Origin of the sequence: Caulobacter sp. 602-2 (genome assembly GCF_011043625.1) — a bacterium.
Taxonomy (GTDB): Bacteria; Pseudomonadota; Alphaproteobacteria; order Caulobacterales; family Caulobacteraceae; genus Caulobacter.
Genome location: NZ_JAAKGT010000004.1, coordinates 153,391 through 177,067 on the forward strand (window position 1 = coordinate 153,391; position 23,677 = coordinate 177,067).

At 69.6% G+C, this 23,677-nt stretch carries 29 protein-coding genes and 1 pseudogene; 15 read left to right on the forward strand and 15 right to left on the reverse strand.

Annotated elements, in window-relative coordinates; genetic code table 11:
• Positions 1 to 19 precede the first annotated feature (19 nt).
• Both G5B46_RS10865 and mutM read right to left on the reverse strand, forming a co-directional pair.
• Positions 20 to 895 (reverse strand): TraB/GumN family protein, encoded by an 876-nt coding sequence (locus tag G5B46_RS10865; RefSeq protein WP_165258629.1) that lies wholly within the window; start codon positions 893 to 895, stop codon positions 20 to 22.
• A gap of 49 nt (positions 896 to 944) precedes the next feature.
• On the reverse strand, positions 945 to 1,808 hold the full coding sequence (mutM, locus tag G5B46_RS10870; protein WP_165258631.1) for a bifunctional DNA-formamidopyrimidine glycosylase/DNA-(apurinic or apyrimidinic site) lyase: 864 nt from the start codon (positions 1,806 to 1,808) through the stop codon (positions 945 to 947).
• A gap of 83 nt (positions 1,809 to 1,891) precedes the next feature.
• On the opposite strand from mutM, the gene G5B46_RS10875 reads away from it, so the two are divergent.
• Positions 1,892 to 2,650: a class I SAM-dependent methyltransferase gene (locus G5B46_RS10875; RefSeq protein WP_110118383.1), complete on the forward strand. Its 759-nt coding sequence runs from the start codon at positions 1,892 to 1,894 to the stop codon at positions 2,648 to 2,650.
• 9 nt (positions 2,651 to 2,659) lie between these two features.
• On the opposite strand, the gene G5B46_RS10880 is transcribed toward G5B46_RS10875, so the two are convergent.
• Positions 2,660 to 3,388 carry a DUF695 domain-containing protein gene (locus G5B46_RS10880; RefSeq protein ID WP_165258633.1) on the reverse strand — a complete coding sequence of 243 codons (729 nt, stop codon included), beginning with the start codon at positions 3,386 to 3,388 and terminating at the stop codon, positions 2,660 to 2,662.
• Between the two features lie 182 nt (positions 3,389 to 3,570).
• On the opposite strand from G5B46_RS10880, the gene ubiB reads away from it, so the two are divergent.
• On the forward strand, positions 3,571 to 5,085 hold the full coding sequence (gene ubiB, locus G5B46_RS10885) for a 2-polyprenylphenol 6-hydroxylase (RefSeq protein ID WP_165258635.1): 1,515 nt from the start codon (positions 3,571 to 3,573) through the stop codon (positions 5,083 to 5,085).
• On the opposite strand, the gene G5B46_RS10890 is transcribed toward ubiB, so the two are convergent.
• The gene (locus G5B46_RS10890) at positions 5,082 to 5,507 is read right to left on the reverse strand and encodes an HIT domain-containing protein (RefSeq protein WP_165258636.1); all 426 of its coding nucleotides are present in this window, start codon (positions 5,505 to 5,507) and stop codon (positions 5,082 to 5,084) included. The genes ubiB and G5B46_RS10890 overlap by 4 nt on opposite strands.
• Positions 5,500 to 6,546 carry a MaoC family dehydratase gene (locus G5B46_RS10895; RefSeq protein WP_165258638.1) on the reverse strand — a complete coding sequence of 349 codons (1,047 nt, stop codon included), beginning with the start codon at positions 6,544 to 6,546 and terminating at the stop codon, positions 5,500 to 5,502. The genes G5B46_RS10890 and G5B46_RS10895 overlap by 8 nt, the downstream gene beginning before the upstream one ends.
• A 132-nt stretch (positions 6,547 to 6,678) precedes the next feature.
• Between G5B46_RS10895 and mdh the strand changes: the two genes are divergently transcribed.
• Positions 6,679 to 7,641: a malate dehydrogenase gene (gene mdh, locus G5B46_RS10900; protein WP_165258640.1), complete on the forward strand. Its 963-nt coding sequence runs from the start codon at positions 6,679 to 6,681 to the stop codon at positions 7,639 to 7,641.
• 215 nt (positions 7,642 to 7,856) lie between these two features.
• On the opposite strand, the gene G5B46_RS10905 is transcribed toward mdh, so the two are convergent.
• Together G5B46_RS10905 and G5B46_RS10910 are read right to left on the reverse strand one after the other, a co-directional pair.
• The gene (locus G5B46_RS10905) at positions 7,857 to 8,285 is read right to left on the reverse strand and encodes a CBS domain-containing protein (RefSeq protein WP_165258641.1); all 429 of its coding nucleotides are present in this window, start codon (positions 8,283 to 8,285) and stop codon (positions 7,857 to 7,859) included.
• Positions 8,286 to 8,476: 191 nt separating this feature from the next.
• Positions 8,477 to 9,367, reverse strand: coding sequence for an NAD(P)H-binding protein (locus G5B46_RS10910; RefSeq protein ID WP_165258643.1), 891 nt, complete (start codon positions 9,365 to 9,367; stop codon positions 8,477 to 8,479).
• A gap of 114 nt (positions 9,368 to 9,481) precedes the next feature.
• On the opposite strand from G5B46_RS10910, the gene G5B46_RS10915 reads away from it, so the two are divergent.
• From G5B46_RS10915 to G5B46_RS10925, 3 genes are all read left to right on the forward strand, one after another.
• Positions 9,482 to 9,913 (forward strand): helix-turn-helix domain-containing protein, encoded by a 432-nt coding sequence (locus G5B46_RS10915; protein ID WP_240903434.1) that lies wholly within the window; start codon positions 9,482 to 9,484, stop codon positions 9,911 to 9,913.
• 179 nt (positions 9,914 to 10,092) lie between these two features.
• Positions 10,093 to 10,599, forward strand: a complete 507-nt coding sequence (locus G5B46_RS10920; protein WP_165258644.1) for a DUF1993 family protein — start codon at positions 10,093 to 10,095, stop codon at positions 10,597 to 10,599.
• A 361-nt stretch (positions 10,600 to 10,960) separates the two neighbouring features.
• The gene (locus G5B46_RS10925) at positions 10,961 to 11,752 is read left to right on the forward strand and encodes a hypothetical protein (RefSeq protein WP_165258646.1); all 792 of its coding nucleotides are present in this window, start codon (positions 10,961 to 10,963) and stop codon (positions 11,750 to 11,752) included.
• Here the strand turns inward: G5B46_RS10925 and G5B46_RS10930 are convergent.
• Together G5B46_RS10930 and G5B46_RS10935 are read right to left on the reverse strand one after the other, a co-directional pair.
• Entirely contained in the window at positions 11,683 to 12,573 is an 891-nt protein-coding gene (locus G5B46_RS10930) for a bifunctional helix-turn-helix domain-containing protein/methylated-DNA--[protein]-cysteine S-methyltransferase (RefSeq protein ID WP_165258648.1), read from the reverse strand. The two genes, G5B46_RS10925 and G5B46_RS10930, sit on opposite strands and share 70 nt — an antisense overlap.
• 46 nt (positions 12,574 to 12,619) lie before the next feature.
• Entirely contained in the window at positions 12,620 to 13,096 is a 477-nt protein-coding gene (locus G5B46_RS10935; protein WP_165258649.1) for a DUF2244 domain-containing protein, read from the reverse strand.
• A gap of 65 nt (positions 13,097 to 13,161) precedes the next feature.
• Here G5B46_RS10935 and nth point away from each other — a divergent pair, with 65 nt between their 5' ends.
• Positions 13,162 to 13,848: an endonuclease III gene (gene nth, locus G5B46_RS10940; RefSeq protein ID WP_165258651.1), complete on the forward strand. Its 687-nt coding sequence runs from the start codon at positions 13,162 to 13,164 to the stop codon at positions 13,846 to 13,848.
• 4 nt (positions 13,849 to 13,852) lie between these two features.
• Here the strand turns inward: nth and G5B46_RS10945 are convergent, their stop codons facing one another.
• On the reverse strand, positions 13,853 to 15,073 hold the full coding sequence (locus tag G5B46_RS10945; RefSeq protein ID WP_346764898.1) for an MFS transporter: 1,221 nt from the start codon (positions 15,071 to 15,073) through the stop codon (positions 13,853 to 13,855).
• Between the two features lie 43 nt (positions 15,074 to 15,116).
• On the opposite strand from G5B46_RS10945, the gene G5B46_RS10950 reads away from it, so the two are divergent.
• A complete protein-coding gene (locus G5B46_RS10950) occupies positions 15,117 to 15,629 on the forward strand; it encodes a MarR family transcriptional regulator (RefSeq protein ID WP_240903435.1) in 513 nt (170 codons plus the stop codon).
• A 125-nt stretch (positions 15,630 to 15,754) separates the two neighbouring features.
• On the opposite strand, the gene G5B46_RS10955 is transcribed toward G5B46_RS10950, so the two are convergent.
• The 5 genes from G5B46_RS10955 to G5B46_RS10975 form a co-directional block, all read right to left on the reverse strand.
• Positions 15,755 to 16,096: a DUF2218 domain-containing protein gene (locus G5B46_RS10955; protein WP_165258653.1), complete on the reverse strand. Its 342-nt coding sequence runs from the start codon at positions 16,094 to 16,096 to the stop codon at positions 15,755 to 15,757.
• A gap of 27 nt (positions 16,097 to 16,123) precedes the next feature.
• Positions 16,124 to 16,708, reverse strand: coding sequence for a PadR family transcriptional regulator (locus G5B46_RS10960; protein ID WP_165258655.1), 585 nt, complete (start codon positions 16,706 to 16,708; stop codon positions 16,124 to 16,126).
• An 89-nt stretch (positions 16,709 to 16,797) separates the two neighbouring features.
• The gene (locus G5B46_RS10965; protein WP_165258657.1) at positions 16,798 to 17,298 is read right to left on the reverse strand and encodes a hypothetical protein; all 501 of its coding nucleotides are present in this window, start codon (positions 17,296 to 17,298) and stop codon (positions 16,798 to 16,800) included.
• Between the two features lie 93 nt (positions 17,299 to 17,391).
• A complete protein-coding gene (locus G5B46_RS10970) occupies positions 17,392 to 18,288 on the reverse strand; it encodes a hydrogen peroxide-inducible genes activator (protein WP_165258659.1) in 897 nt (298 codons plus the stop codon).
• Between the two features lie 144 nt (positions 18,289 to 18,432).
• Positions 18,433 to 19,299, reverse strand: coding sequence for a transporter (locus tag G5B46_RS10975; protein WP_205691613.1), 867 nt, complete (start codon positions 19,297 to 19,299; stop codon positions 18,433 to 18,435).
• A gap of 105 nt (positions 19,300 to 19,404) precedes the next feature.
• Between G5B46_RS10975 and G5B46_RS10980 the strand changes: the two genes are divergently transcribed.
• The 7 genes and pseudogenes from G5B46_RS10980 to G5B46_RS24395 all read left to right on the forward strand — a co-directional run.
• A complete protein-coding gene (locus G5B46_RS10980; RefSeq protein ID WP_165258661.1) occupies positions 19,405 to 20,394 on the forward strand; it encodes an adenosine kinase in 990 nt (329 codons plus the stop codon).
• Positions 20,395 to 20,430: 36 nt separating this feature from the next.
• Positions 20,431 to 21,021: an imidazoleglycerol-phosphate dehydratase HisB gene (hisB, locus tag G5B46_RS10985; protein WP_101713144.1), complete on the forward strand. Its 591-nt coding sequence runs from the start codon at positions 20,431 to 20,433 to the stop codon at positions 21,019 to 21,021.
• A 5-nt stretch (positions 21,022 to 21,026) separates the two neighbouring features.
• Entirely contained in the window at positions 21,027 to 21,668 is a 642-nt protein-coding gene (hisH, locus tag G5B46_RS10990) for an imidazole glycerol phosphate synthase subunit HisH (protein WP_165258663.1), read from the forward strand.
• A complete protein-coding gene (gene hisA, locus G5B46_RS10995; RefSeq protein WP_165258665.1) occupies positions 21,656 to 22,390 on the forward strand; it encodes a 1-(5-phosphoribosyl)-5-[(5-phosphoribosylamino)methylideneamino]imidazole-4-carboxamide isomerase in 735 nt (244 codons plus the stop codon). The genes hisH and hisA overlap by 13 nt, the downstream gene beginning before the upstream one ends.
• Positions 22,390 to 23,172, forward strand: a complete 783-nt coding sequence (gene hisF, locus G5B46_RS11000) for an imidazole glycerol phosphate synthase subunit HisF (RefSeq protein WP_165258667.1) — start codon at positions 22,390 to 22,392, stop codon at positions 23,170 to 23,172. Before hisA ends, hisF begins: the two co-directional genes overlap by 1 nt.
• On the forward strand, positions 23,169 to 23,492 hold the full coding sequence (locus G5B46_RS11005; RefSeq protein WP_165258669.1) for a phosphoribosyl-ATP diphosphatase: 324 nt from the start codon (positions 23,169 to 23,171) through the stop codon (positions 23,490 to 23,492). The genes hisF and G5B46_RS11005 overlap by 4 nt, the downstream gene beginning before the upstream one ends.
• 53 nt (positions 23,493 to 23,545) lie before the next feature.
• Positions 23,546 to 23,675 (forward strand): annotated as a pseudogene (locus G5B46_RS24395) (hypothetical protein); the annotation flags it as partial.
• Positions 23,676 to 23,677 lie beyond the last annotated feature (2 nt).

The following is a 23,677-nucleotide window of genomic DNA, read 5'->3' on the forward strand; positions in this document are numbered from 1 at the left end:
TCATGCTCACTTCGGCCGTCTAGCGCGGCCCTTCGACATCGTAGCCCAGCGCGCGCAGGCGGGCCGGAAGGCCGTCGGGACCCAGAAGGTGCCCGGCGCCGACCACCACCACCGTCCGGCCAGATCCGGCCAGGCGCGCTTGCAGGGCGTCCATCCATCGTGCGTTACGCTCGACGATGAAGCGGCGATAGAGGGCCGGCGAAGATTTCCGCATTCCGCCGACGACGGCGCGCTCCAGCGCCTTCTGATCGCCCTTCGACCATGCGGCCACCAGTCGGCGATAGGCGCCGGGATCCTTGCGCAGCTGCCTGACGGTCGCGTTCAGGGTCCGCACCTGGTCGGCCTCGGAGGCACCGGCGAACAGGGCCATCTGCTCGTCGGGGGTCTCGAAGGCCTTGCGGGCGATCGTGGGCGACGCCTGGGCCTGCAGGCGCCGCTCGACCCCGCCCTCGGCCAGGCCCTGGTCCCTGGCGAAGGCGGCCGTGGTCAGCCGCACCTCGGCCATCCACGGCCTGAGGCGCTCCAGCTCGCTCATCGGCACGTCGAGGCGCTGGGCGAGGTCGCGCAGGCGGGCGGCGGCGCGGGGCTTCAGGCGCGAGGTCAGGGTCTGGCCGGGCGGCAAGAGGCCGTAGGCCCCGGCCAGGTCCTGCATTCGCCGGTCGGCGGCCGCGTCCATCGGAACCTCGAACCACAGGTCGTCGGCCCGCGCGAGGGCGGCGTCCAGGGCCGGCGGCTTCCAGTCCAGGTCCTTGGGCAGGACGTGCATCGCGCCGAACAGCACGACCTCGGAATCCGCGTCGCGCACGGTCCACACCGGCGGCGCGGCCAGGGCGGGCGCGGTGAGGGCGGGCGTGGCCAGCAGGGCCGCCAGGGCGACGAGGAAGGAACGGAACATCACGCCAAACCGGTCAGCCGCGCCCGAAGCGGAGCAGGCGCGGCCAGGGTCATTTCTGACAAACGGGGCAGAAAAAGGTTGAGCGGCCGGCCTGGACTTCGCGGGCGATCACGCCCTTGCAGCCCGGGGTGGGGCAGGGCTCGCCCTCGCGGTCGTAGACCCGGAAGCGGTGCTGGAAATAGCCCAGCGCCCCGTCGGCGGCGGCGAAGTCCTTCAGCGACGAGCCGCCGACCTCGACAGCCTCGGCCAGCACGTCCTTGATGGCGGCGGTCAGCGGCCCCAGGCGCTTGCCGGCGATCTGGCCCGACGGCTTGAACGGCGAGATGCCCGAGCGGTGCAGGGCCTCGCAAACATAGATGTTGCCCAGGCCCGCCACGGTCTTCTGGTCGAGCAGCAGGGTCTTGGGCCCCTGCTTGCGGCCCCCGAAGGCCTTGACCAGGGTCTTGGCGTCGAAGGCGTCGGACAGCGGCTCTGGCCCCATGGTCGCGAACCACGGGTGGCGGTCGACCCGGTCGGTGGCGATCAGGTCCATGAACCCGAACCGGCGCGGGTCGTAATAGGTGACGGTCGCGCCCTCTTGGGTCTCGAAGACGACGTGGGCGTGCTTGTCGTCCGGCTTGACCTCGCGGGCGAAGTCGCCGGGCCTCACCGATCCTTCGGGCGCCGCGATCTCGAACCTTCCGGTCATGCCCAGGTGCATCACCAGGGTGTCGCCGCGATCCAGCGGCGCCAGCAGATATTTCGCCCGCCGCTCCAGCCGCAGGATCTTCGCGCCGGTCAGCCGCTGGACGAAGCCCTCGGGCAGGGGAAAGCGCAGGTCGGGACGGTTGGCGCGCACGCGCGAGAGGCGCGCGCCGGACAGGACGGGCTCGAGTCCGCGGCGGACGGTCTCGACTTCGGGCAGTTCGGGCAAGGAAGACCCCTTAAAACGATGACGCGGCGCGAGACGCGGTCTAATAGGCGAAGATCATATAGAGAGCCCGACCCGTAGACGTCATGAGCAAGCCCTCCGCCACTTTCGGATTCAAGGACGTGGACCCCGCCCTGAAGGCGGGCCTGGTGCGCGGGGTCTTCGACCGCGTGGCCAAGAACTACGACCTGATGAACGACCTGATGAGCGGCGGCGTGCACCGGCTCTGGAAAGACGCGGTCGCCGCCCGCCTCAACCCGCAGCCGGGCGAGATCATCATCGACTGCGCCGGCGGCACCGGCGACATGGCCCGCCGCTTCGCCAAAATGGCCCGCAACGCCCAGCAGCGCCGCGGCGGCCCGGACGCCACCATCAACATCGTCGACTACAACGCCGAGATGATCATGGCCGGGATCGAAAAGGGCGGCGAGCCCGAGATCACCTGGACCGTGGGCGACGCCCAACGTCTGCCGCTGCCCGACGCCTATGCCGACGCCTATGTGATCTCGTTCGGCATCCGCAACGTCACCGACATCGACGCGGCCCTGCGCGAAGCCCGCCGCGTTCTCAAGCCGGGCGGCCGCTTCCTGTGCCTGGAGTTCTCGCGCCCGGCCACCGAAGCCCTCGCCAAGGCCTATGACGCCTACAGCTTCAAGGTTATCCCGCAGGTCGGCGAATGGGTCGCCAAGGATCGTGACGCCTACCAGTACCTGGTCGAGAGCATCCGCCGCTTCCCCGACCAGAAGACCTTCCTGTCGATGATCGAGGCGGCCGGCTTCAAGCGTGCCACCTACACCAACTTCACCGGCGGCGTGGCGGCCCTGCACCAGGGCTGGGCGCTCTAGGATCTGGCGCTATCCCGTCTGGACTTCGCAGCCCCAGCCGTCATAGCGGCCGCCGGCGGCTCGCGCTGCGTCGACGAGGTCCAGGCAGACCTCGTCCATCTCGCTCGGCCGACCCGACCGGCTGAAGCTGACGCCCACCTCGTCCTGCGCCTCGGGCTGCAGGATCGCAAAGCCCTGGCCGGCGATCGCCGCGATGAAGGCCGCGGCCCCGGCCATGTCGGGAAAAAGCGCGAGATGGTCGATCACCCGAGGGATCGCGTCCTGATCGCCCTCGTTGGCCAGCAACTCGCGCACGCGCCGATTGCTGATCGTCTGCCGCGACCTCTCGGACGGATGGAGGAACTCGAAGTAGCTGCTCCAGTCGGGATCGTCCCGCTGGCCCATGTCGGCATGATAGCCGTCGAACCCGCCCATGACCTCGATCATGGCGGCTTGGATGGCCTCTCCGTCCTGGCCGTAGAAGAAGAAATCCCGATTCCCGTCCGAGGTGCTGCGGCCGACATAGAGCCAGCCGACGGCCTCGGCGGCCGCGACGACGGCGTCCTCGACGGCGATCAGGGCGTCGAATTCCTCCTGGCTCGACAGGCCGTCCGGACGCGGCGCCCGCATGAAGACCCGCAGATAGGCGGCGCGCGGCCGATCCCTCAGCGGAGCCTCCTGCGCGATCCCCAGGTCGACGAAGATCGAGCCCGGCTTGCTGTCGATCTGCGTTTGATAGAAATCCCAATCGTCCGACATGCCGCCCCCGAATTGACGCCGGCGGACAGGGCCAGAACCGCGGGCGAATGTCGAGCCTTCGGCCCCTCCCGACGCGCCCCAAGACACACCGCCCTTGACCGGCGGGCGCGGAGCAGGCTTTCAGGCCTGAGCATGACCTTTTCGCCCGCCGTCCGCTCGTTCGCCCCGAAGGCCTTCGCCGCATGAGCCGCGCCGCCGCCTTCTTGCGCCTGATCGGCGCCGGCTGGCGCCTGGTGCGCGCCGACGCCCTGGTTCCAAAAGAGGTCGAGCCGCTGCTGCCCCCGTCGGCGCGGCTGGCCGGCCGGTTTCTGCGGCTGTTCGCCGGCGGCAAGACCCGCAAGGGCCGCCCGGGCGAACGCCTGGCGCGCGCGCTCGAGGGCCTGGGGCCCGTCGCCATCAAGATGGGCCAGTTCCTGTCGACCCGGGCCGACATCTTCGGCGCGACCTTCGCCGAGGACCTGTCGCACCTGAAGGACCGCCTGGCGCCGTTCCCGACCGCCATCGCTCGGGCCGAGGTCGAACGCAGCCTCGCCCGGCCGATCGACAGCCTCTACGCCAGCTTCGGCGAGCCCGTGGGCGCGGCCTCTCTGGCCCAGGCCCACGAGGCGACGCTGCTGGACGGCGCCAAGGTGGCCGTGAAGGTGCTGCGTCCCGGCATCGAGCGCCGCGTGGCCGAGGACAGCGCCACCCTGCGCCTGGCCGCCGACCTGGCCCACCGCCTGGTCCCCGCCGCCCGCCGCCTGCGCCCGCGCGAGTTCGTCGAGGTGGTGATCCGCGCACTCGACCTGGAGATGGACCTGCGCTTCGAGGCCGCCGGCTGCGCCGAGCTGGGCGAGGCCATGGCGCTCGACACCCACATGCGCGCCCCGGCGGTGGTCTGGGACGGCGTCGGCAAGCGGGTGCTGACCCTGGCCTGGGCGCCGGGCGTGCCGCTGTCGGATCCCAAGGCGCTGGAGCAGGAGGGCCTCGATCGCAAGGCCCTGGCCGACAACGTCACCCGCGGCTTCCTGGCCCAGGCCCTGGACCACGGCCTGTTCCACGCCGACCTGCACGAGGGCAACCTGTTCGTCAGCGCCCCGGCCGCCATCACCGCCGTCGACTACGGCATCGTGGGGCGCCTGGGCCCGGCCGAGCGCAAGTACCTGGCCGAGATCCTCTACGGGTTCCTGAGCCGCGACTACGTGCGGGTGGCCAAGATCCACTTCGACGCCGGTTACGTGCCCGCCCACCAGGACATGGACGCCTTCGCCCAGGCCCTGCGCGCCGTGGGCGAGCCGGTGTTCGGCCGCGACGCCCGCCAGGTGTCGATGGGCAAGCTCCTGGCGCAGCTCTTCGAGATCACCGCCCTGTTCGAGATGGCCCTGCGGCCCGAGCTCGTCCTGCTGCAGAAGACCATGGTCACGGTCGAGGGCGTGGCCCGCCGCATCGATCCGGCCCACGACCTGTGGGCCGCCTCCGATCCCGTCGTCCGCCGCTGGATCGCCCGCGAGCTGTCGCCGGTCGCCCGGATGAAGGAGCTGGCCGACGAGGCCCTGCGCGCCCTGAAAGCCATGGCCCGCTACGCCGAACAGCCGCCGGCGCCGCCGACGGTGATCGTGGAAAAGCGCCCTGCGTGGCCGTGGTTCCTGGCCGGCGCGGGGGCGATGGTCCTGGCCATTCTGGCCGTCCGCATCGCCGTCGCGCTGATCCTGGCCTAGAGCCCCAGCGCCGCCCGCGCCGCCGCGATCGCCGTGGCGCGCACGTCCTCGGGATAGGGAACGCCGGCGCTGTGGCCCCATACCGGACCCGGCCAGGCCGGATCGCCGGCGCGGCGGCCCAGCACATGGACGTGCAGCTGCGGGGTGACGTTGCCCAGGGCGCCGACGTTCAGCTTGTCGATCGCAACGCCCAGCACCCTGGCCACGGCCCGGACGGCCGCGCCGACGGCGACCACTTCCTCGGTCAGGGCCGCGCGACCCTCGACCGACAGGTCCTCGATCTCGACCAGGCCGTCGGCGCGGGGGATCAGCACCAGCCACGGATAGCGGGCGTCGTCGTGCAGGCGCACGTGGCACAGTTCCAGCTCGCCGACCGCGTGGGAGCTGGCCGGGAAGGCCGGGTGCAGAGAGAAATCAGCCACGCTTGGGGACCCCCGCCCAGTAGTCGAAATCCAGGATCACCGCAGGGTCGTAGGTCCCTTCGGCGTCCTTGTCGGGGAAATCCGTACACGGCCTGTCCCTGGTGGCAACCAGCCGCAACCGCAGGGCGCCGAGCGCTCCCAGATCCGCCTTGTCGAGCACCTGGCTCCAGGCGAAGACGGTCGAGCCGGCGAAGAACGGCGCCACGTGGCGGCCGCCGTTGATCCCCAGGATCAGCCCGGCGTTCTGCAGCCCGTTGAACGACAGGGCCTTGGCCGTCGAGATCACCACCCCGCCATAGACGAGCCGCCGGCCCGACGGGTCCTTGCTCCGCTCGAACTGGTTGAAGTGCACCTTGGCGGTGTTCTGCCACAGGCGCGTGGCCATCTGGTGCTCGGCTTCCTCGACCGCCATGCCGTCGACATGGTCGATCTTCTCGCCGACCGCATAGTCCTCGAAGGCGTGCGGCGCGCCGGCCAGCGCCCAGTCGTAGGTCGAGAAGTCCAGGCCCGGCGGGACGACCAGGTCCTTGGGGTCCACCGCCTTGGCCAGGTCCGGAACCGCCTGGCCCTCGACCACGGCGGCCGGGTCGCGCTTTCGTACCATCACCCAGCGCACGTAACTCAGCACCGCATCGCCGCGCTGGTTGGTCCCGGTGGTGCGCACATAGACCACGCCGGTCTTGCCGTTGGAGTTCTCCTTCAGCCCGATCACCTCCGACGTCGCCGCCAGGGTGTCGCTGGGCAGCACCGGGGCCAGGAACCGGCCCTCGGCATAGCCGAGGTTGGCCACGGCGTTCAGGCTGATGTCGGGCACCGTCTTGCCGAACACCACGTGGAAGGCGATCAGCGGGTCGACCGGGGCGGTGGCCAGGTCGCAGGCCCGCGCGAATTCGTCCGACGAGAAGAGGGAGAAGCGCGGCCCGTAAAGCGCCGTGTACAGCGCGACGTCGCCGGCCGTCACCGTGCGCGGCGTGGCGTGGACCAGCACCTGGCCGAGCCTGAAGTCCTCGAAAAAGCGTCCAGGATCGGTCTTGCTCACGGCGCCTCTCCTTGTGTTTGTTGTGATCGTTTTGCCGCAGCGCAGCGAAACGGGAAAGGGGGCTTGAGACTGAGCCGCGAGGGGCGTAGACCGCGCCCCGACATTTCCTGTCCACAGCCTGATGGAGACCCCATGGCTCGCGCGAAGATCGCCCTTATCGGCGCCGGCATGATCGGCGGCACCCTGGCCCACATCGCCGCTCGCGAAGAGCTGGGCGACGTGATCCTGTTCGACATCGCCGAAGGCACCCCGCAGGGCAAGGCGCTCGACATCGCCGAAGCCTCGGCCGTGTTCGGCAAGGACGTGGCCCTGAAGGGCGCCAACGACTACGCCGACATCGCCGGCGCCGACGTCTGCATCGTGACCGCCGGCGTGCCGCGCAAGCCGGGCATGAGCCGCGACGACCTGCTGGGCATCAACCTGAAGGTCATGAAGGCCGTCGGCGAAGGCATCAAGGCCCACGCCCCGAACGCCTTCGTCATCTGCATCACCAACCCGCTCGACGCGATGGTCTGGGCCCTGCAGCAGTTCTCGGGCCTGCCGAAGGAAAAGGTCATCGGCATGGCCGGCGTCCTGGACTCGGCCCGCTTCGCCTACTTCCTGGCCGAAAAGACCGGCGTGTCGGTCGAAGACATCCACGCCTGGACCCTGGGCGGCCACGGCGACGACATGGTCCCGATGGTCCGTCACTCGACCGTCGGCGGCCTGCCGCTGCCGGACGCCGTGAAGGCCGGCTTCCTGACCCAGGAAGAACTGGACGCCATCGTCGAGCGCACCCGCAAGGGCGGCGGCGAGATCGTCGCCCTGCTGAAGACCGGCTCGGCCTTCTACGCCCCGGCTGAATCGGCCATCGCCATGGCCACCAGCTACCTGAAGGACAAGAAGCGCGTCCTGCCGTGCGCCACCTTCCTTAACGGCGAGTACGGCCTGTCGGGCCTGTACGTCGGCGTGCCGGTGGTCATCGGCGCCGCCGGCGCCGAGAAGATCATCGAGTTCGAAACCAACGACGCCGAAAAGGCGATGTTCGCCAAGTCGGTGGACTCGGTGAAGGGCCTGATGGAAGCCTGCAAGGCGATCGACCCGACCCTGGTCTAATCGCTTCCGCGATCACCAGAACGACGAAGGGCGGCCCCGAAAGGAGCCGCCCTTTAGTTTTTTCCCTCTCCCGGAGGGGAGAGGGAGGGGCCCAGGCGATAGCCTGGGAGGGTGAGGGGTGACGGCGTCAACCGGCGTGCCGGCACGCCGTCAGGCCTCGTAACCCCTCATCCGGCGCTTCGCGCCACCTTCTCCCTGTGGGAGAAGGAAAAGCCCTAGTGCGCCGCCTCGCCGTCCTGCGAGATCTCTTCCAGCGTCTTGCCGACCTGCTTGGCGCCGTAGTCCTTGGCCACGTCGCCCAGCGACAGGATGCCGGTCAGGTTGCCGCTCTCGTTCAGCACCACCAGGCGGCGGACCTGGTTATTGGCCATTTTGGCGGTGGCGTCGGCCAGGACGTCGTCTTCCTTGACCGACAGCACCTCGCCGTCGCTCATCACTTCCGACACGGGCGCGTCGAAGCTGCGGCCCTCGGCGACCACGCGCAGGACGATGTCGCGGTCGGTGACCAGGCCCAGCACCTTGCCGTTGTCGACCACCGGCACCACGCCGCTGTCGACCTTGGCCATCACCTCGGCGACCTTGCGGATGCTGTCGCCGGGACGGGCGACAGAGACCTGGCTGGTCATGGCGTCGCTGACTTTCATGGGTCTTCCTCCTTCTGGGGGAGTGGAATTGGACCCGGTCAAAACCCGCCAAGGCGGGCAGTCGTTCCGCTGAAGGTCGGTGCGTCCTTCGAGGCTCGCCTGCGGCTCGCTCCTCAGGATGGGGATCTCATCGCACTGAATTCCTCATCCTGAGGCGCCTGCGTAGCGGGCCTCGAAGGACGCAAGGCCGCTTAAGCCAGCGCCGCCTTCTGCCCCGCCAGGAAGGTCGCGACCGAGGTCGGCGCCTTGCCGGTCAGGCTTTCGACCGTGTCGGTGAGCACTGCATGGCGGCCTTCGGCGGTGTCGTGGTCGAAGACGGCCAGCAGCTCCACATAGGCCGGCGGCAGGCCGGCGCTGGCGAGGCCCGCGCGCAGGGCGTCCAGCGGGATGTCCTGGTGGACCACAGGCTTGCCCGAGACCTGCGCCAGCAGGGCGGCCAGCTCGTCCTGGGTGACCGCCTCGGGGCCGGTCACTTCCAGGACCTGGCGACCCTGCGCGCCCAGCAGGGCGGCGACGTCGGCGCGGGCGCAATCCTCGCGGGCGACATAGGCGCGGCCCTTGCCGGCGGTGGCGGTGTAGAGGGTCCCGCTGGCCAGGGCCTGGCCCGCGCCCATCAGGATCGTCTCGGCATAGAGGTGGTGGCGCAGGATGGTCCAGTCGAGCGAGGCCTCGGCGAAGATCGCCGCCTCGGTCCAGAAGTGGTCGTCCATCCCCGCGACCTGCGGGCGCACGCCGGGACCGGAGGTGTAGGCCAGATGCTTCACCCCGGCCTTGACGGCCGCGGCGACGGCGGCGCGGTGCTGGGCGATGCGGCGGCCGGGCTTGTCCAGCGCGTCGGTGCTGACCAGCAGCAGGCGATCGACGCCGGCGAAGGCGGTGTCCAGCGAGGCCGGGTCGTCGAAGTCGGCGGCGCGCACCTCCACGCCCTTTGCGGCCAGGTCGGCCAGCTTGGCCGGGTCGCGGGTCGTGGCGATCACGTGCGGGGCGCCGGCCTCCAGCAGCAGTTCGACCACGCGGCGGCCCAACTGGCCTCCGGCGCCGGTCACCAGAAGGCGATCATTGAGAAAGGGCTGGGCGGTCATCGAGGGCGTCCTTTGCTGGTCTCTTTTCGAGACCAGGTGTAGATGTGAGACCAATGGTGCGCCGTAAAGACGGCAGTTTTCCGGGAGATAGGCACCTTGAAGGAACCACCCGTCTTGTCGTCGGACGCGCTTTCGCCCGAGGCCCTCTCTCCCGAGGCCATGTGCGAAGCGATGGAGGGCTGGCGCGGCCAGGGCTTCACCAGCGCCGACTGTCCGGTGCGCGACGTCGTCGACCATCTGGGCGACAAGTGGAGCACGTTGATCCTGTCGCTGCTGTTCATCGGCCCCAAGCGGTTCGGAACCCTGCGGCGCGCCGTGCCCGACATCTCCCAGCGCATGCTGACCCAGACCCTGCGCGACCTGCAGCGCGACGGCCTGATCGAGCGCGAGGTGTTCCCCACCAAGCCGCCCAGCGTCGAATACAGCCTTTCGCCGCTGGGGATGTCGCTGCAGACGCCGCTGAACGCCCTGATCGCCTGGGCCGTGGAGCACCACGGCGCGATCCGCGAGGCGAGGGCGCGCTACGACGGCGCCGAGGCCGCCTGAAAGAACCTCCCCCCGTGGGGGAGGCGGCCGAAGGCCGGTGGGGGGGGGCGGTTTCAGCTGTCGAGACGCCGGAAAGTCATCTCCGACGCCCTCGGCGTTGGTCCGATCGCCTCCACCACAGGGCTGCGCCTTGCGCCGAACCACCCTACATCCAGCGCCGAAGCCTAACCGGAGCCTCCATGACCATCACCGCCCACCGCGTCAGCGTTCCCGTCTTCGTCCAGGGGCTGAAGGGCCTGTCGGGCGTGCTGGCCAAGGCCGCCGCCCATGTCGAGGCGCTCAAGCTCGATCCCGAGGCCCTGCTGAAGGCCCGGCTCTATCCCGACATGTTCCCGCTGATCCGTCAGGTGCAGATCGCCACCGACTTCGCCAAGGGGGCCAGCGCCCGCCTGGCCGGCCTGGAGGTTCCGGCCTGGGACGACGTCGAGACCAGCTTCGAGGACCTGTCGGCCCGCGTGGCCCGCGCCATCGCCTATGTCGAGGGTCTGGACCCCGCCGCCTTCGACGGCGCCGAGGACCGCACCGTGGCCCTGACCCGTCGCGGCGAGACCACCGAGCACAACGCCCTCGACTACCTGACCGGCCAGGCCCTGCCGAACTTCTATTTCCACCTCTCCACCGCCTACGCGATCCTGCGCGAGAACGGCGTCGTGCTCGGCAAGCGCGACTTCCTCGGCACGGCCTGAGGCTTGTCACTCTCGTCATCCCGGCCGTGGCGTAGCGGAGAGCCGGGATGACGAGAAGAATATGGCGTCCATCAGGGTCGCCGCCGAAACGCCCACACCAGGCCGGCCAGGGCGGTGACCACACCCGCCACCGCCGACAACACCACTGCCAGTTCCTTCAAGACCTCCGGTTCCATTGCTCCACCCGTTACTCGACCCCGCATCGCGGTTACGGGCGAGAGTGACTCGCTCCGACGTCGAGTTCGGACGTATGTTCCATCTTTGTTCCCGTGATGGTCGGGCCAATTTGACGCTCGCTTTGATTGTGCTCTAGCTTGGAGCGCCGGGAAGCGAGAAAGCCGCGCGATACGGGGAAGGAAATGTGGGCTGGGGAGCGTTCGCAGCGGCGGGGGTTCACTACGATCTCTCCCACCTCGATCCATTCCTGTTGGTGGTCACGCCGAAAGGTGGGAGCGTCGATTATCGCGCGCTGGTGACGTTCGGACACCACACGTTCACTCGGGAGCTCCGGCCAAGCGACGATCCCTCTCTGCGGTACGAGGCAGGCAGCGATTTTCGCTGTTTCTGTCCCGAGCGGCATGGCCACTCCATGCACCTGCCCAGGATCATCAACGCTTCGGCCAACGCACGCGCCTATTTCAGTCAGGGGCGAAACTACTTGCTGATCGAAGACATGCCCGGCCTGGCCGGGCCTTATGCGGTCTTCTTCAATCTGGCCAAGGCGAGAGGAATCGACTTCGACGTCAACCTCTTCGTCGTCAGCGCCTATCCGAAGCCGAATTTGCCGCCGCGCAAGCGATTGGAGGCCATCACCATGCCCACCTTGATCGGTAAGACCGTACGGGGAGAGCAGATCACGCGTCCGCCGCCGCGGGCAAAAAATAGCTCCTCACGAGGAGGAGCTATTTCTGTGCGAGAACCCCTTTCCTCCGCGCGCCGCGGAACCCTTTCGGGCGGGGTCGCTGTTTTTCACTCGCCATCAACGACGCCCTCAAGATGCGCCATATTGGGCGAGAAATCAAGAAAAATCTTGACTCTTCAACGACTCGCGACTCGGCGTTGCGAGTGCTCGGAAAGGCGTCTTCAAGCCACCTCCCGCGTCGCCACCGCCTCCATGCCCAGGATCGCGGCCTTGCGCGCCAGGCCCCAGTGATAGCCGGTGAGCCGGCCGTCCTTGGCGATGGCCCGGTGGCAGGGGATCAGCAGCGAGATGGGGTTCGCGCCGATGGCGCCGCCGGTGGCCTGGAAGGCCTTGGGCTTGCCGGCCCAGGCGGCCACCTGGCCATAGGTCGCCGTCCCGCCGGCCGGGATGCGCAGCAGCGCCTTCCACACCTGCACCTGGTAGGGCGAGCCGATCAGCACCACGGGCAGGGGGCCTTCGCCGGCGCCGAAGGCCTTCAGGGCGGTGTCCTGAGCAGCCGCGTCGTCGCGCACCCAGTCCGCGCCGGGCCAGCGGCGGTGCATGTCGGCGAAGCTGAAGTCGTCGTCGCCGTCGGAGAAGGCCAGGCCCGCCAGGCCTCGCTCAGCCAGCACGAACAGGCCGCGGCCGAACGGCGTGGGGGCCCAGCCCCAGCGCAGGGTCATGCCCGCGCCGCGGCGGCGCACGTCGCCCGGCGTGGCGGCTTCCTGGGCGATGAACAGGTCGTGCAGGCGCGAAGGCCCCGACAGGCCCGCGTCATAGGCCGCGTCGAGCACGCTGGCGCCGGCCTCGAGCGAGCGGCGGGCCTCGGCATGGGCGATGGCGGCCACGAAGGTCTTGGGGCTGACCCCGGCCCAACGGGTGAAGATCCGCTGGAAATGGAACGGCGACAGGCCGACGGCGTCGGCGGCCTCGTCCAGCGACGGCCGGTCCATCCAGCGCTGGGCCAGCCAGTCCAGCGCCGTGGCCATGCGGTGATAGTCGGCCGAGCGTTCGGCCAGGCGCGCCAGGATTTCGGGGGCGGAAGGTTCGGACGGGACGAGATCGAGGGCCATCGCCGCACTCTACGCCGGCCGGGGCGGGGCGTCCGCCCGGTTCTTGCTAACCGTGCCGTTCGGCCCGGGCCGCCTTGATCGCCCGCTCCAGGGCGCGGGCGAACGCCACCCGTTCCTCGGGGCTCAGCGCCCTGGCCAGGGTCAGGCGACGGCGCGACATGAAGAGACGCACGCGCGACTCGTGCTCGCCCGGCTGGTCCAGGTCGACGCGGGTGAAGGCGGTCGGCGAGGTCCAGACCACCTGGGCGCCCTTGTCGTTTTCCCGGCTGACTGTAATGACCTCGGCGGTGACCTTCACCCGCTCCGACCGCGACAGGGCGCGGTTGCTGGCCCGCAAGGCCAGCCACAGGGCCAGGACGTCCAGCCCCAGGAACGGCAGCACCGGCGGCGCGCCGACCACCAGCAGGAATACGGCGACCATCAGGTTGAAGGCGACGGCCACGCCCAGCACCACGGCCATGCCGGTGCGGCTCAGCGACCGGTTGGGGCGGATCACGGCGTCCATGTAGAGCGCGGCGGCCATGCCAAAGGTCTACGCCCCTCGCGCCGCCTTGGCGAGCGGGCCGCATCACGGCATGGTCGCCGCCGATGGCCGCCAGCAAAACCCTCGTCAAGAAACGCCCCGCCGGCAAGCGGATCACCGCCGCCGAGCGCGAGCGCGTGCGCATCCTGTTCGAGCGCTTCGAGAGTCTCGAACTGCGGCCCAAGACCGAGCTCAACTATTCCAACCCCTACGAGCTGGTCACCGCCGTGGCCCTGTCGGCCCAGGCCACCGACGTGCAGGTCAACAAGGCCACCGGCCCGCTGTTCCAGGTGGCCGACAGCGCCGAGAAGATGCTGGAGCTGGGCGAGGACGGCCTGATCTCCTACATTGCCTCGATCGGCCTCTTCCGCACCAAGGCCAAGAACGTCATCGCCTCGGCCCATATCCTGATGGACCGCTACGGCGGCCAGGTGCCGCTGAACCGCGAGGCGTTGGAAAGCCTGCCGGGCGTGGGCCGCAAGACCGCCAGCGTGGTGCTGAACGAGCTGGACGTCGAGCCGGCCATCGCCGTCGACACCCACGTGTTCCGCGTCTCGCATCGCCTGAAGCTGTCGGCCGGCAAGACGCCCGACGCGGTCGAGGACGATCTGATGCGGGTGGTGCCCGGTCCCTACCAGACCCGGGCCCACCACTGGCTGATCCTGCACGGCCGCTACATCTGCGTGGCCCGCAAGCCCAAGTGCGAGATCTGCAAGATCGCTGACCTCTGCCCGTCGCTGGGGCTGTTCTAGCGGCTCAGACCCGCGCGCCCGGCTTGAAGCGCGCGGTCATCGCCATCATCGCGACCACGCCCGCGGCCATCAGCAGCCAGGCGGCCGACAGGTCCGACGAGGCGTCGCGCACCCAGCCGGCGAAGAACGGCATGACGCTGGCCATGACGTAGCCGCCGCCCTGGACGAAGGCCATCAGGTCGCCGGCGCCTTCGGGATCGCTGGCGTGGTCCAGCGTGACGATCAGCGACAGCGGAAAGATCGCGCCGATGCCCGCGCCCAGCAGGCAGACGGTCGGCAGCACCAGCCATGGCGCCAGCAGCAGGCAGGCGATGCCGGCCAGCAGCGAGGCCAGCGCCGTGGCCAGCAGCGGCCGACGGTCGGGGCGGCGGGCGATGGCGGCCGAGACGGCCAGGCCGGCCAGCACTTCGCACACCGTCAGCGCCGACAGGGCGTAGCCGGCCTGGTCGGTGGTCAGGCCGCGGCTGGCGTAGAAGGGCGGGAACCAGGCCAGCACCAGGGTGTAGGCGCCGGTGCCGATGCCGAAGAAGGTCAGCAGCAGCCAGGCGCGCGGGCTTTTCCAGATCGAAGGGCGGCGCAAGGTCGCCGGGCCGCCGGCCGGGGCGGCCGTCTCCGACTTGGCCGCGCGCATCCACAACGCCAGAGCCAGCACGGCGGGCGCGGCCCACAGGCCGAACATCGCCTGCCAGCCGGCCAGGCGGGTGACGCCCGTGGCCATGGCCGCGGCCACGGCTGCGCCGGCCATGATGCCGGTGGTGTAGAGGCCCATCATCCGCGGCGCGCCCTCGCCGGTGGTCCGCTTGATGAAGCCGGGCATCAGAGCCTGAACGGCGGCGACGCCGACGCCGACCATGGCGGCGCTGGCGAACAGGCCCGCAGTCGTCGGCCAGATCGCCCGCAGGCCGCAGGCGAGCGCGATGGCCAGCAGGCCGATGGCCACGCCCAGGCGTTCGCCCAGCGCCCGGCGCAGCGGCGCGGCCAACAGGGCGCCCAGGCCCATCAGCAGGATCGGCAGGGTGGTCAGCAGGCCGGCGGCGGCCGAGGAGGCGCCGGTGGCGGCCTTCACCTGGTCGAGCACGGGGCCCAGCGCGGCCAGGGCGGGGCGCAGGTTCAGGGCCGCCACGACGATCGCCGCGATGGTGAGCAGGGCGCCGCTTTTGGCGGCACGGGTGGAGAGCGGCGCGCTTTTACGCGCCTTGGCGTCTTCTTCGTAGGCGAGGACCACGATATATCTCGTCGGAAAGTATCTTGATGGCGAGATATATCCGATGGCGGCGAAAGCCAAGCGTCATGACCGCGCAGGCGCGGCCTCGATCCAGTGGCGGCGCGAGCGGCCGGACCTGGATCCGTTCCCGATGGAGCTGGTCGGGCGCCTCTGCGAGGTGGCCGAGATCGTGCTCAAGGAGCGCCTGGCGCCGCTGTTTTCAGCCCACGGCCTGCAGCGCGGGGAGTTCGACGTGCTGGCCACGCTGCGCCGTGCGGGGGAGCCTTACGCCCTGACCCCGACCGACCTCTACGAGACGGCCATGGTCTCGTCGGGCGGCATGACCGCGCGGATCGACCGGCTGGAGAAGATGGGCCTGGTCCAGCGCCGCCCCCACCCCAGCGACCGACGCGGCACGCTGGTGGCGCTGACGGAGGAGGGCAGGGGGCTGCTGGACACGATCCTGCCCCTGCACATCGACAACGAGCGAACGCTCCTGGCTTCGTTGGATGCCGGCGAGCAGCAGGCGCTGAGCGGTTTGCTGGCCAAGCTGCTGGCGGGATTGCAGCCGGCTTAGGAAGCGAAATCTCGCCCTTCGACAGGCTCAGGGTGAGGTGCCTCAGCCCGAAGCCCTGCCTTGGTCCTCATCCTGAGCTTGTCGAAGGACGAGGACTACGTAGGGGCGATGGGAAGGGCAGGGGTTTAGACCCCCAGCCCCAGACCGCCGCGCGCCTTGGGCGGGTTGATGTGGCCGGCCTCGCGGGCGCGGGTCCAGTTCAGCTTCTCGACGTTCTCGCGGAAGGCGAAGCGCAGGATGTGGTCGGCGACCACCTGCTCCAGCTTGGCCAGGGCCTCGAGATCTTCGGCCTCGACGGTCATGTCCAGGCCTTCGGCGTCGGCGGTCATCCGGCACGGACCCAGCGGCAGCGGGAAGAAGGCCGTGGTCTCGGTCAGTTCGACCTCGAACTTGTGGCCCCAGTGCTTGGCCAGCTGGGTCATGTAGCGGGCGGCCTTGTCGGTGACGAGACGGGCGTGGCTCTGCATGATGGTGCTCCTCTGTTCCGGCCCGGTTCAGACAGCTTCGATCTGCGTTGCGGCGTCGTCCAAAGCCTTGGCGATGGCGGCGATCTGCTCGGAGCTTAGGCTTCCGGCGTGCAGTTTCAACCGCAGGGCCGTCTTCAGGTTCTCGCGGGCCCGCAGGATCTGCGGCGCGAAGGCGGCGCTGCGCGAGGCGGCCTCGGCCATGCGGGCGAACAGGCCGTTCACCGGCTGGGCGTTGGTTTCCAGGAAGGCCTGGCCCTCGTCGGTGATCGTGTACAGCTTCTTGCCGCCGCCGGCGTCGGTCGCGGCCACATAGCCCAGCTCTTCCAGCAGGGTCAGGGTCGGGTAGATCACGCCCGGGCTGGGGCTGTAGGCGCCGCCGGCCGCGGTCTCGACCGCCTTGATCAGTTCATAGCCGTGGCTGGGCTTGTCGGCGATCAGCTTCAGCACGACCAGGCGCAGGTCGCCGTGGTCGAAGAAGCGGCCGCGCGGGCCGCCGCGGCCGAAGCCCCGTCCGCCCATGCCGCCGTGCTCGCGGCCGTCGAAACCGAAGGGATGGCGGCTGTGATGACCGCCGTGGCGGCCGTGGTGAGGGTGATGATGACGTCCAAACATGTGTGCTCTTTCGATGCAGTTTCGTTATATCGAAATGATAGATATATCGAAACTGATCGGCGTCAAGAGCTATTTAGATATATCTGATGCTATCGGGATGCGACGGCAGCGGGGAAGGCCTGCGCGCACAGCTCCTCGCCGAAGGCGTCGCTGAGCTGTTCCTCGGCCTCGCCCATCTTGATCACGGCCAGGCGCGAGCCGACGATCGTCTTGCCGATGGCGTAGTCGCCAACGACCTTGCCGGTGCGCACATCGACCAGCCGGGCCTGGCTGCGCAGCACGTTGGCCCCGCCGACCAGGGCGGTCATGGCCGGATTGGCCTTGTCGAAGCGATCGAGCTTCACCTCCAGCCGCAGCGGCCGCTCGCCCTTGGCGCAGCCGTCGAGCTTGGCCTGCACCCGTTGCTTGAACAGGGCGTCGAAGCCGTCGGTGACCTTCAGCTCGCCGCGCGTCAGCCGCACGTCGGCGACGCGGCTCTGGGCCTTCCAGTCCTTCGGCAGGTCTTCGACCGCGACGCTGCGCGACAGGCTCACGCAACCCGTCGCCATCGTCGCCAAGCCCAGCAGGGCCGCCATCTTCGCCGCGTTCATCTCGTCGATCTCCCAATCCCCGGCCCTGAACGCGCCGACGGGCGGAATGGTCGCAGATCGAAAGAACGTCGGTATTGAATGATCGCGCGGCGCCTAGGCCGCGCGCAGGGTCTCGGCCAGCAGGCGGCCCTCGGCGGCGCGGCTGGAGCCGGCGCGCCAGGCCACGACGATCTCGCGGCTGGACTGGGCGGTGGCCAGCGGCCGCACCGTCACCGGTGCGTTCTCGGCCAGGCCCGCCTGCACGGCCATGGCCGGCAGGAACGACACCCCCAGGCCCGAGCCGATCATCTGCACCAGGGTGGGCAGGGACGTGGCCGCGAAGCTCTCTTCGTCGCCCAGGCCCTTGGGCGGCTCCAGCCCGCAGGCGGCCAGGGCGTGGTCGCGCAGGCAGTGGCCGTCCTCCAGCAGGATGACGTCCTGGCCGTCCAGGCTGGCCGGATCGACCTTGTCCTGCATGGCCATCGGGTGGTTGGCGGGGGCTGCGGCCAGCAGTTCGTCATGCTCCACGTGGGCCCAGTCCAGGCCCGTCATGTCGTAGGGCAAGGCGATCAGGGCCGCGTCCAGCGAGCCGGCCTTCAGCGAGGCGATCAGCCGCTGGGTCAGATCCTCGCGCAGGAACAGACGCAGCTTGGGGAACTGGTCGCGCAGCATCGGCAGGGCGCGCGGCAGCAGGTACGGCGCCACGGTTGGGATCACCCCCAGGCGAAAGCGCCCGGCCAGCGGCTGGCCCGCCCCGCGCGCGGCCTGCACCAGGTCTTCGGTCTGGGCCAGGATCGAGGTCGCCCGGCGCACGGCCTCCTGGCCGGCGGCGGTTAGGATCACGCCCGAGCGGGCGCGGTCGACCACCGGCGCGCCGAGGATCTTCTCCAGTTCCTGGATCCCGGCCGACAGCGTGGGCTGGGTGACGTAGCAGGCATCGGCCGCCCGACTGAACGAGCCGTGCTCGGACAGGAGCTTGAGGTACTGCATCTGGCGAAGGGTCGGGAGCATGGCGGCAATATAGGCGGGATCTATCGAAAGGCAAAAATCAATCGAGCCGATTTCGGACTCGCGCAGGGGCTCGGCCCATGCCTATCTCCCGGGCATCCCCGCGGTGGTCCACGCCGCAGGGCGGGTGCTGGGAGCCGAAGGCCTCTACAGCGCCGCCCTCACCGCCGCCGCGAACGCCGCCCCATGGTCGTGGGCGTGTTCGAGGAAGAGGTCCGGTTCGATGATCTCCAGCTCCATCAGCTGCGGCGTGTGGTCCAGACCCCGGATCAGGTCGATGCGGGCGTAGGTCAGCGGCTGGCCCAGCGCGTCCAGCACCATGTGCGCGGCGTGCAGGGCCTCGGGCTCCGGCGCGATCTCGCTGACCTTGCCGCCGTACTGCGGCTGCACCCTGAAGTCGCCAGGCACGGCCACCTTGGTCACCGCGTGGCTGAAGGCGCCGTCGAAGAAGAACAGCGACAGTTCGCCCTCCTCGCCCACCGCCGGCAGGAACGGCTGGATCAGCGCCGGGCCGGTCGGGGCGTCGGAAAGGTCGGGGTCGCGGCCCAGTTTCACGGTGCGGTGCGAGCCGCCCGAGACCTGCGGCTTGGCCACGACCAGGTCGACCTGGAAGCGGTCGCGCGCCTGGGCCACGGCCTCGGGCGTGACCTTGTCCAGGGTGATGGTCGGCACCACCGGCGCGCCCTTGGCGGCCAGTTCGGAAAGGTAGGTCTTGGCGGTGTTCCAGCGCAGCAGGCCCGGCGGGTTGGCGGCGCGCACGCCGGCCGCCTCCAGGGCGTCCAGCCGCGCGTACCATTCCGGCTCGCGGTGGTGATAGCCCCACGACAGCAGCGGCAGGACGATCCCCTGCGCGCCGGCCTCGACCGGATCGGTCCATGGCCGCGAGGCCACGCTCAGGCCCAGCGTCCGCAGCGGCGCGGCCAGGCGCTCGAACAGCGGCGGCCAGCTCTGGGCGAAGCGCGGTTCGTCGGCGGCGGGGACCAGGATCAGGACGTCGGGCTGCGTGATGCTCATGCGCCAAGGGTTAGAAAGCCGCAGGGCGCGGGGCAAGGCCTGCGTTGCCAGCGCCCTCCCCTTCCTTTACTTGCGGTCGGTCAATCTTCCCGGAACAGAGCAGACATGACCGCCCTCTACGACGTCGCCGCCATCGGCAACGCCATCGTCGACGTGATCGCCCAGTGCGACGACGCCTTCCTCGACGCCCAAGGGCTGGTGAAGGGTTCGATGGCGCTGATCGACACGGCGCGCGCCAGCAGCCTGTACGACGCCATGGCGGCCGGCATCGAGGCCTCGGGCGGCAGCGCGGCCAACACCCTGGCGGGCGTGGCCAGCTTCGGCGGCAAGGCCGCCTTCATCGGCAAGGTCGCCGACGACCAGCTGGGCCGGGTGTTCACCCACGACATGCGCGCCATCGGCGGCATCTTCACCACCCCGCCGCTGGCGGAGGGCCCGGCCACCGCCCAGTGCCTGATCAACGTCACCCCCGACGCCCAGCGCACCATGTCGACCTATCTGGGCGCCTGCGTCGAGCTGACCGCCGCCGACGTCGACCAGGCCATCATCGAGGGCGCGCAGTACGCCTATCTCGAAGGCTATCTGTTCGACCCGCTGGAAGCCCGCCGCGCCTTCGCCAAGGCCGCCGCCCTGTCGCACGGCGCCGGTCGCAAGATCGCCATCACCCTGTCCGACAGCTTCGTCGTCGAGCGTCACCGCGAGGCCCTGCTCGGCTTCGTCGAGACCCAGTGCGACATCGTCTTCGCCAACGCCTCGGAAGTCTGCGCCCTGTTCCAGACCGACGACTTCGACGCGGCCGTGAAGGAATTGTCCAAGCGCGTCGAGATCGCCGCCGTCACCCGAAGCGAAAAGGGTTCGGTGGTCGCCTCCGGCGAGCACTTCCACGAAATCTCGGCCTTCCCCGTGGAAAAAGTCGTGGACACGACGGGCGCGGGCGACCAATACGCCGCAGGTTTCCTCTACGGCCTCTCCCAGGGGCGCTCGCTGGCCGACTGCGGCAAGCTGGGCTCGCTGGCCGCCGCCGAGGTCATCGCCCACTACGGTCCGCGTCCGCAGGTCAAGCTGCGCGACCTGGCCGCCCAGAACGGACTCTAACACCCCTGGTCCTGACCGGACCTTCAAGGACGAAGCATGGCCCGCACCGCTGAAGTGGTCCGCGAGACGAAAGAGACCCAGATCCGGGTCTGGATCGATCTCGACGGGACCGGCGCCTCGACGATCTCCACCGGCATTGGTTTCTACGACCATATGCTGGAGAGCTTCGCGCGCCACGGCGGCTTCGACCTGAAGATCGAGACCAAGGGCGACCTGCACATCGACATGCACCACACGGTGGAAGACACCGGGATCGTGCTGGGTCAGGCGATCAACAAGGCGCTGGATGGCTTCAAGGGCATCCGGCGCTTCGGCCACGCCTATATCCCGATGGACGAGACCCTGACGCGCTGCGCCATCGACCTGTCCAACCGCGCCTATCTGATCTGGAAGGTCGAGTTCAAGCGCCCCAAGGTCGGCGAGATGGACACCGAACTCTTCAAGGAGTTCCACCACGCCTTCGCCATGAACTGCGGCGCGTGCATCCATCTGGAGACGCTGTACGGCGACAACACCCACCACGTGGCGGAGAGCGGCTTCAAGGCGCTTGCCCGAGCCCTGCGTCAGGCGGTGGAGTTCGATCCGAAGACCGGCGGCCAGGCGCCGTCGACCAAGGGCGTGCTGTAGGCTCCATGCAAACTCTCGCCCTGATCGACTACGGGTCGGGCAACCTGCGATCGGCGGAGAAGGCCCTGAACGAGGCCGCCCGCCGGCGCGGCGTCGCCGCCTCCATCGTCGTCACCGCCGACCCCGACATCGTGGCCAAGGCCGACCGGGTGTTCCTGCCCGGCGTCGGCGCCTTCGCCTCTTGCCGCGCGGGCCTGGACGCCTCGGGCGTCTTCGACGCCATGAACGAGGCCGTGCACCAGCGCGGCGCGCCGTTCATGGGCATCTGCGTGGGACACCAGCTGCTGGCCACCGAAGGTCTCGAGTTCGGCGTCACGCCGGGCCTCGACTGGATCGGCGGCCAGGTGAAGAAGCTCGCCCCGTCCGATCCGTCGCTGACCATCCCGCACATGGGCTGGAACGCGATCGCCTTCTCGCGCGCTCACGCCCTGTTTAAGGGCATCGAGGACGGCGCCCACATGTACTACGCCAATTCCTTCGCGCTCGACGCGGCCGACCCGGCCGACGTCGTGGCGACCAGCGACCACGGCGGCCCGTTCGTCGCGGCGGTGGCCAAGGGGAATGTCGCGGGCGTACAATTCCACCCTGAAAAATCACAAGCCGCGGGGCTCACCCTGCTCGCCAACTTCCTGGAATGGCGCCCATGATCCTCTATCCCGCCATCGACCTGAAGGACGGCCAGTGCGTGCGCCTGCTGCACGGCGACATGGACAAGGCCACGGTCTTCAACAACAGCCCGGCCGACCAGGCCCAGCGCTTCGTCAAGGACGGCTTCTCGTGGCTGCACGTCGTCGACCTGAACGGCGCCATCGAGGGCAAGTCGGTCAACACGGCCGCCGTGCAGTCGATCCTGGAGTCGATCTCGATCCCGGTGCAACTGGGCGGCGGCATCCGCACGCTCGAAGGCATCGAGGCCTGGATCGAGGCCGGCGTGTCGCGCGTCATCCTGGGCACCGTGGCCGTCCACGATCCGGACCTGGTGCGCAAGGCCGCCCGCCTGTGGCCCGAGCAGATCGCCGTCGCCGTCGACGTGCGTGACGGCAAGGTCGCCATCGACGGCTGGACCGGCCTGTCGGACATCGACGCCATCACCCTGGGCAAGCGCTTCGAGGACGTGGGCGTGGCCGCCCTGATCGTCACCGACATCAGCCGCGACGGCGCCCTCACGGGCGTCAACGTCGAGGGCGTGGGCGAACTGGCCGACGCGGTCTCCATTCCCGTCATCGCCTCGGGCGGCGTGGCCTCGGTGGCTGACATCGAGCGCCTGAAGGCCCGCAAGGGCGTCGAGGTGGCCGGCGCCATCCTGGGCCGCTCGCTCTACGCCGGCACGATCAAGCCGGCCGAAGCGCTGGTCGCGGCGGCCGCCTGATGCTGAAGACCCGGATCATCCCTTGTCTCGACGTCAAGGACGGCCGGGTCGTCAAGGGCGTCAACTTCGTCGACCTGCGCGACGCCGGTGATCCGGTCGAACAGGCCGCGGCCTATGATGCGGCCGGCGCCGACGAGCTGATGTTCCTCGACATCACCGCCTCCAGCGAGGGCCGCGGCCTGATCCTGGACGTGATCTCGCGCACCGCCGAGGTCTGCTTCATGCCCGTCTCGGTGGGCGGCGGCGTGCGCCAGGTGTCCGACATGCGCCGCCTGCTGCTGGCCGGGGCCGACAAGGTCTCGACCAACACCGCGGCCGTCGAGAACCCCGACCTGATCGCCGCCGGCGCCGATGCTTTTGGAGCTCAGTGCGTCGTGGTGGCCATCGACGCCAAGGCCCGCCCCGACGGCTCGGGCTGGAACGTCTGGACCTATGGCGGCCGCAAGGACACCGGCCTCGACGTGGTCGACTGGGCCGCCAAGGTGGTCGAGCGCGGCGCGGGCGAGATCCTGCTGACCTCGATGGACCGCGACGGCGCCAAGATCGGCTACGACATCCCCCTCCTCCAGGCCGTGACGGGCGCGGTCAACGTGCCGGTGATCGCCTCGGGCGGCGCGGGCAGGACCGAGCATCTGGTCGAAGCCGCCCGCGACGGCCACGCCGCCGCCGTGCTGGCCGCCTCGATCTTCCACTTCGGCGAGATCTCGATCGGCGAGGCCAAGCAGGCCATGGCCGCCGCCGGCGTGCCGGTGCGCCTGGACCCGACGCGAGCGGTCGCATGAGCCGGCTGTTCGAGGTCCTGCAGCGCCTGGCCGCCACGGTCGAGAGCCGTAAGGGCGGCGACCCGACCGCGTCCTACACCGCCAAGCTGCTCAACGATCCGGCCCTGGCCGCCAAGAAGCTTGGCGAGGAAGCCGTCGAGACGGTGATCGCCGCCGTGGCCCAGGGGCCCGAGGCCTTGGCCTCGGAAAGCGCCGACCTGCTCTATCACTGGCTGGCCCTGATGGCCGCCTCGGGCGTGTCGCTCGACGCCGTGGCCGAGAAGCTGGAGGCCCGCGAAGGCACCTCGGGGCATGCCGAAAAGGCTTCGCGAGGCGGCTGATCTATCTCTGGAAGGTCGGCTTACGATCCCCTGAGGGCCTATCAATAAACATCCGTCATTCCCGCCCTTGTGGCGGGAACCCCTCTGTCCGTCGCAAGGGCGAGAGTGGCGGACTGCCGGGCAGTCCGCTGGCGTCTCAGGTGTCAGCTGAACAAGGGTTTCCCGCCACAAGGGCGGGAATGACG

Coding starts and splice junctions, on each gene's coding strand:
- hisA (WP_165258665.1), top strand. CDS start 21,656: ATGGCGCCCATGATCCTCTATCCCGCCATCGACCTGAAGGACGGCCAG.
- G5B46_RS10910 (WP_165258643.1), bottom strand. CDS start 9,367: ATGACCGCCCAGCCCTTTCTCAATGATCGCCTTCTGGTGACCGGCGCC.
- hisH (WP_165258663.1), top strand. CDS start 21,027: ATGCAAACTCTCGCCCTGATCGACTACGGGTCGGGCAACCTGCGATCG.
- G5B46_RS10970 (WP_165258659.1), bottom strand. CDS start 18,288: ATGCTCCCGACCCTTCGCCAGATGCAGTACCTCAAGCTCCTGTCCGAG.
- ubiB (WP_165258635.1), top strand. CDS start 3,571: ATGAGCCGCGCCGCCGCCTTCTTGCGCCTGATCGGCGCCGGCTGGCGC.
- G5B46_RS10875 (WP_110118383.1), top strand. CDS start 1,892: ATGAGCAAGCCCTCCGCCACTTTCGGATTCAAGGACGTGGACCCCGCC.
- G5B46_RS11005 (WP_165258669.1), top strand. CDS start 23,169: ATGAGCCGGCTGTTCGAGGTCCTGCAGCGCCTGGCCGCCACGGTCGAG.
- G5B46_RS10950 (WP_240903435.1), top strand. CDS start 15,117: ATGGCGGCGAAAGCCAAGCGTCATGACCGCGCAGGCGCGGCCTCGATC.
- G5B46_RS10965 (WP_165258657.1), bottom strand. CDS start 17,298: ATGAACGCGGCGAAGATGGCGGCCCTGCTGGGCTTGGCGACGATGGCG.
- G5B46_RS10905 (WP_165258641.1), bottom strand. CDS start 8,285: ATGAAAGTCAGCGACGCCATGACCAGCCAGGTCTCTGTCGCCCGTCCC.
- hisF (WP_165258667.1), top strand. CDS start 22,390: ATGCTGAAGACCCGGATCATCCCTTGTCTCGACGTCAAGGACGGCCGG.
- hisB (WP_101713144.1), top strand. CDS start 20,431: ATGGCCCGCACCGCTGAAGTGGTCCGCGAGACGAAAGAGACCCAGATC.
- G5B46_RS10920 (WP_165258644.1), top strand. CDS start 10,093: ATGACCATCACCGCCCACCGCGTCAGCGTTCCCGTCTTCGTCCAGGGG.
- G5B46_RS10880 (WP_165258633.1), bottom strand. CDS start 3,388: ATGTCGGACGATTGGGATTTCTATCAAACGCAGATCGACAGCAAGCCG.
- G5B46_RS10935 (WP_165258649.1), bottom strand. CDS start 13,096: ATGGCCGCCGCGCTCTACATGGACGCCGTGATCCGCCCCAACCGGTCG.
- mdh (WP_165258640.1), top strand. CDS start 6,679: ATGGCTCGCGCGAAGATCGCCCTTATCGGCGCCGGCATGATCGGCGGC.
- G5B46_RS10975 (WP_205691613.1), bottom strand. CDS start 19,299: ATGAGCATCACGCAGCCCGACGTCCTGATCCTGGTCCCCGCCGCCGAC.
- G5B46_RS10980 (WP_165258661.1), top strand. CDS start 19,405: ATGACCGCCCTCTACGACGTCGCCGCCATCGGCAACGCCATCGTCGAC.
- nth (WP_165258651.1), top strand. CDS start 13,162: ATGGCCGCCAGCAAAACCCTCGTCAAGAAACGCCCCGCCGGCAAGCGG.
- G5B46_RS10955 (WP_165258653.1), bottom strand. CDS start 16,096: ATGCAGAGCCACGCCCGTCTCGTCACCGACAAGGCCGCCCGCTACATG.
- G5B46_RS10865 (WP_165258629.1), bottom strand. CDS start 895: ATGTTCCGTTCCTTCCTCGTCGCCCTGGCGGCCCTGCTGGCCACGCCC.
- G5B46_RS10960 (WP_165258655.1), bottom strand. CDS start 16,708: ATGTTTGGACGTCATCATCACCCTCACCACGGCCGCCACGGCGGTCAT.
- G5B46_RS10930 (WP_165258648.1), bottom strand. CDS start 12,573: ATGGCCCTCGATCTCGTCCCGTCCGAACCTTCCGCCCCCGAAATCCTG.